This is a genomic window from Streptomyces sp. NPDC059201, assembly GCF_042754585.1.
Taxonomy (GTDB): Bacteria; Actinomycetota; Actinomycetes; order Streptomycetales; family Streptomycetaceae; genus Streptomyces.
In genome coordinates this window covers 1-4,805 of the sequence record NZ_JBHZBB010000025.1, presented here as the reverse complement: position 1 = coordinate 4,805, position 4,805 = coordinate 1, and the positions used below count along the sequence as shown (strand labels likewise).

Annotated in this window: 3 protein-coding genes; all 3 read right to left on the bottom strand. The window is 67.3% G+C overall.

Going from position 1 to position 4,805, the window contains the following annotated elements:
• Window positions 1-851 precede the first annotated feature (851 nt).
• From ACFXMG_RS38815 to ACFXMG_RS38805, 3 genes are read right to left on the bottom strand one after another with little or no spacing between them, the layout of a single operon-like run.
• A complete protein-coding gene (locus ACFXMG_RS38815) occupies window positions 852-1,874 on the bottom strand; it encodes a TniB family NTP-binding protein (RefSeq protein ID WP_383828572.1) in 1,023 nt (340 codons plus the stop codon).
• Window positions 1,871-3,952 (bottom strand): Mu transposase C-terminal domain-containing protein, encoded by a 2,082-nt coding sequence (locus ACFXMG_RS38810; protein WP_383828594.1) that lies wholly within the window; start codon window positions 3,950-3,952, stop codon window positions 1,871-1,873. Before ACFXMG_RS38810 ends, ACFXMG_RS38815 begins: the two co-directional genes overlap by 4 nt.
• The gene (locus tag ACFXMG_RS38805; protein WP_383828570.1) at window positions 3,940-4,710 is read right to left on the bottom strand and encodes a TnsA-like heteromeric transposase endonuclease subunit; all 771 of its coding nucleotides are present in this window, start codon (window positions 4,708-4,710) and stop codon (window positions 3,940-3,942) included. The genes ACFXMG_RS38810 and ACFXMG_RS38805 overlap by 13 nt, the downstream gene beginning before the upstream one ends.
• Between the last annotated feature and the right edge of the window lie 95 nt (window positions 4,711-4,805).

Genomic DNA, 4,805 nt, shown 5'->3' with positions numbered 1-4,805 from the left:
CCATCCTCGGGATAGCCGGTAGCACGCGCGTGAGCACCAGCGCCGGTCCCTGCCGTCTGCGTGTCGTTCGAACGGCGTCTGGCATTGTTCGCAGATCAGCGGGTTGAAGAAGGTGGCTGGGTCGTGGCCGTGGGATGCCCATGTGCGGCATCGACGGCTGCACCAGCGTCGATGTGGGTCGGCCGGTGTTTTTGTCGCCATCGGGCTTCCGCAGAATGCGCACGTTCCTGAGGGCAGGGGAAGCCCGTAGTCCTCGATCATCCAGCCCCAGCGGGTGACCTGGTCTTTGCACGTCTGTGAGCAGGTGCGTTCGGAGGTCGGGGAGTTCGACGGCAAGGGTTTCTCGCAGGCGTCGCAGATGGGGGGTTCGTCCTGCTCAGAGGCGTCCTTCTTGCGTCGTTGGCGTTCGATGTAGGCCGCTCGGCGGCAGGCGGAGGAGCAGTATCGGTAGCGCTGGGCGAACTGGACCTTCATGGGTTGCTGGCAGATCCGGCAGGGCTCCATGAGTTGTGATCTGCGGACTCGGGCAGTGCGGCATTGAGCAGAGCAGTAGTGGGGCAGGTTGCCGTACGACCGGTTGAGCTGGAAGGGGGACTCGCACTCTTTGCACCTGATTGTGTCGAGGGTCTTCCGTAGCTGGTCGGCGTCGCGGCCGGTGATGGCTGCGAGCCGTTCCCACGATGGGCCGCCGCGGATTCCGGGCGTTCTTGCGAGGAAACGACGCAGGTAGGCGGGCGGGAGGCAGTTGGCGCGGGCGAGGCGCATGGTGAAGGCGGAAACGCCTTCACCGGCGATCGGCCGGACCTGGAAGGGGAGTCTTGCGACCGGTTCCCCGCCCGTGCTGAGTTGTGTCACGTGCTCGCGTCCGTGTCCAGGCGGCCGGGGCGTTTGCGGTGGGAAGCGATGTCCAGGTCGACAGCCAGGAGACCGGCTTTGGTGATCTTCTCGGTGCCGGTGAGGATGGCGTCGACGGCAGCTCCGCGGAGCTGATGGGACAGCGAGCCGATCATGCCGCTGGTGCGGGTGTGGAGGAAGCGGTCCAGGCGGGACAGGGTGCGGCGTTTGTGCTGGTGCAGGAGAAGGGTGGCTTCCATCTGTGCGACCAGCGCTTTCCATTCCGCGTTGTAGGGGAAGGGGTGGGTGGCGACTGAGGTGAAGCGGGCGGCGATCTGGTCGCCGCGGGTGCCGGACAGCAGGCCGCTTTCCTCGATGTCGATGCCCGCGTAGGCGAAGGTCGCGGGGATGCGCTCGGAGAAGTACTTGAGTGTGTCGGACGCTTCGGCTCCCGTGCGGGTGTGCAGGGAGATGTTGTGGATCTCGTCGACCAGGATGAGGCCGGTGCGGGCCTTGGTGCAGACGCCGACGACGGCTTCGGTGAGGTCGGTGATGTTGGAAGTTCGCAGGACCGGAAGGCCGAGGAAACGAGCAAACTCGGCGGCGATCATGCGGGGTGTCGCTGCGGGTGGGACGGTGATGTAGATGACCGGTATACGTTCGTCCTGGCCGGGGTGACGGCGGCGGTCCTGGAGTTCATGGGCCAGGCCGAGTTGAGTCAAAGCGATCGTCTTGCCGGTGTTAGCCGGCCCACTGACGATCAGGCCGCGGCGGGCACTGACGGCACCGCGGTTGAGGATGATCAGTCGGCGGCCGCAGGTAACGGTGTGCCGGACGGTAGAGGTGGCGACGACTTGCAGGCGAGCGTGGTGGTTGAGTCGGTCCTCGTCGTAGTCGTACTTCTCTTCTTTGCTCAGGGAATCGTATTCGGCCTGCGTCAGCATGGCCATCGCCTCGCTGGTCGCCGTTGCTACGAACTCGCGCCAGCCGGGCAAGGTCGTCAGGTAGCGGCCGAGATCGTCGTCCGGCGGCGTGCTCACGGTCGTCTCCAGGGATCTTCAAGCGGGTCGAAGAGCCCCAGTGGGATCACTTCGGCCAGCGCCTCCTCGTCCTCCTCCGGCACTTCCGGTGAGGGCTCGTTCTTCGGCTCCGAAGGGGATGGTGCCGCTGCCGCCGGCGGCGCCGTGGCCTTGGTGCGGGCCGCAACACGACGGTCGCCCTTGGCCTGCTTGGTCTTGCGGCCCTTCTTCGGGGCCTGCTGGTCGGGGCCGGCGTGGGCGCGGGTCATCAGGGCCGCGACCGCCTCGGCAAGTTCTTCCTCGGTGGCCTTGGGCAGTTGGTGGCTGACGTGGTCCCAGGCGAGGTCACCGAAGGGGACTGGGGCCCGGTGCAGGTATTTCCAGGTCGCCTGGACCCATTCGCCGTCGCCGCGGTGGTTGCGTACCCAGACTCGGGAGACGTCGTAGGGGTCGCGGTGGACCTCCCAGAGTCCGCGTTTGGCGGTGACGCCGGAGTTCCGCCGACGCATCGGCCCGAGCTCAGGGGCGTCGTAGGTGCGGTTGTTGATCCTGATGCCGTAGGCGTTGACGGCCCGCCAGGCCGCGGGCAGCAGTTCGATGTAGTCCTGGCCGCCGAGCGCGACCGGAACGTAGCCGGACGCCTCCACCAGTGCCGCGTACTTCCGGTTCGGCGTGAACAGCTTGCCGGGGTGGTCGGGGTCGCGCAGTCCCTCGTGGGGGCGGTTCTGCCAGTGCGCGACGATCCATTCGTCGAGCAGTTCCTGGAGTTCGGGCAGCGACCACAGGTTCTCGCGCTCCGGGTGCCGGCCGCGGTGGTCGGTGTGGCGTCCGGTGTGACCTGGCAGGAACTGGGTGAACATCGTCGCGACGGAGCCCAGCATCTTCTCGATGTGGCCCTTCTCGAAGGGCGAACCCTTGTGGGTGGGCTGGAAATCGATCTCCAGAAACCGGCAGGAGGCCCGGAAGTTGTGGGAGACGAACACCTTGCCGTGATCGCAGACGATCATCTCCGGGACAATCACCGGCTTGGCCGCCGCGTGCTCCAGACGTTCGTCCAGGGACAGCAGACGGCGGTGCGGCAGCACCGACCTCGACATCTTCAGCACGTCCACCCAGCCCGGCCGCATCAGCTCCGGGGTGACCGTGCGGGCCAGCAGCACGCTGGCGTCCACCGACTTCGTCGAGGGCCGCAGCACCGCGGCCGACAATGTCCTGGTGGCGACATCGATCATGCCGGTCAGCTCGACCTTGCCCACGACCCCATTGTCCAGCCGGACCATCACGTCCATCGGGGTGGAATCGATCTGCATGACCTCCCCCGGTGCCGTCACCGTCAGCTCTCCGAACGGCGCACCGGCCCCGTGGGCCTTCGACCGGCGGGTGACAGCCGACCCCGTCGTGTGGGTGCCCTCGGTGAGTTTCGCCAGCAGCCGGTAGAGGGTCCGCTTCGTCGGCAGCTCGACCGCCTCGCCATCGGCCCCGCGGAGAATCTCGCCGGTCCGCCAGATCAGGTAGGCCCCGTTGCGGGTCGACGTGTCGGTGGCCTCGCCGATCGCCTGACGCATCGCGTCGACGACAGCATCGGGGACCGAGCCGAACTCTCTGCGCTTGCGGACAGGGCGCAGGTCGACCAGCCCCACCAGGCCCTTCTCCTGGTAGCGGCGACGCCGGTTACCGACCGTCTTCGCCGCGACTCGGTGACCGGCGGCCACCAGTTCCTCTGCCTTGACCCGCTCCCGGGACGTCATGGACGTCCCCGGCCCGTAGCCGGGCCTCGGAGACGTGCCCGGTTCGGCGTCCGGCGCCAGCCCGTGCACGACCTCAAGGATGTGCTTCTCCCACCACAAAGCCTGTTTCACCGCCTCTGGCGGGAACGTCTCCAGCAGCCCGACTGGCGGCAGCGGCATCCGCTCGGGCTGGAACAGGACTTCGAAGTCCGCCGCCTCGAACAGGTCGATCAAGGCGATCACATGGTGCGGCGCTTCCGCGTCCTCCAACACCGCCGCCTGGGCAGTAACCCCGAGGACCGCCCTCACCTGGCCGTCGAACTGGACCTTCTGGCCGACCACAAGGGCCGACGGCCGCTTCAGCCTGCCCATCCGCTTCCTTCCGTCCAGACGAGACTGGTCCTCTCCATCAGCCCGCCCACCAGGTCCGTTTTCAAGACCCCGGACCACAGCAGATGGAAGAGCACCGGAAGCACCTGCAGCCGGTCGCCCACCAGCCCGGCGCCCTCCCACAGGCCATTCGGCTCACGGAAGACCTCGGCAAGCCGGGCCGCCACCCAGTCGGGGCGACCGCACCGGGCCCGCCGGTAACGGGCCAGCCAGCGGACATTCGCCATGAACACCGGATCGGGCCGCCCCGCCCACTCGAACTCCCAGCCCACCGCCCGGCAGGCGTCCTCGGTCGCGGCGAAGGCCTCGCGTGTGTCTTCGTCCATCTCGTCCTCGGCACGGACGTCAACAACACGCCCCCGCCCGTCGGCCAGCCGGACGAAGTAGTCGGGAGCATGACGGCGCTTCCTCGTGCCGTCATGCCAGTGCAGCCAGAACGGTTGCGAGGCGACGGCCACCACCTCCGGGGCCCGGTCCAGCAGGACCAGCCGGTCACGCTCCAGCCACGACTCATACCCCACGTGATCCCGCACGGTCACCGAGTAGTACCAGCCCGCAAACCCCCGGGCCCCCTTGTGCCAGCTGAACTCGCGTACGGGCTCAGCCGCCTCGAACCGCCGGTCCCAACACGCACCCAACGGCATACGCCTGCGGACCCCGTCAACCTGGAAGTCGAGCTCAAAAGCCGTGAGTGCGGCCTGATCAAACACATAGGCAGGTGCCCCCACCGCATCCCCCACCTGGCACGACTCCAACAGGGACAACTTCGGTGTCACAAACTAGCGTTGACCCAACTTCGATGACAACTCACCCAACATCGCTGTCACAGGTCAGA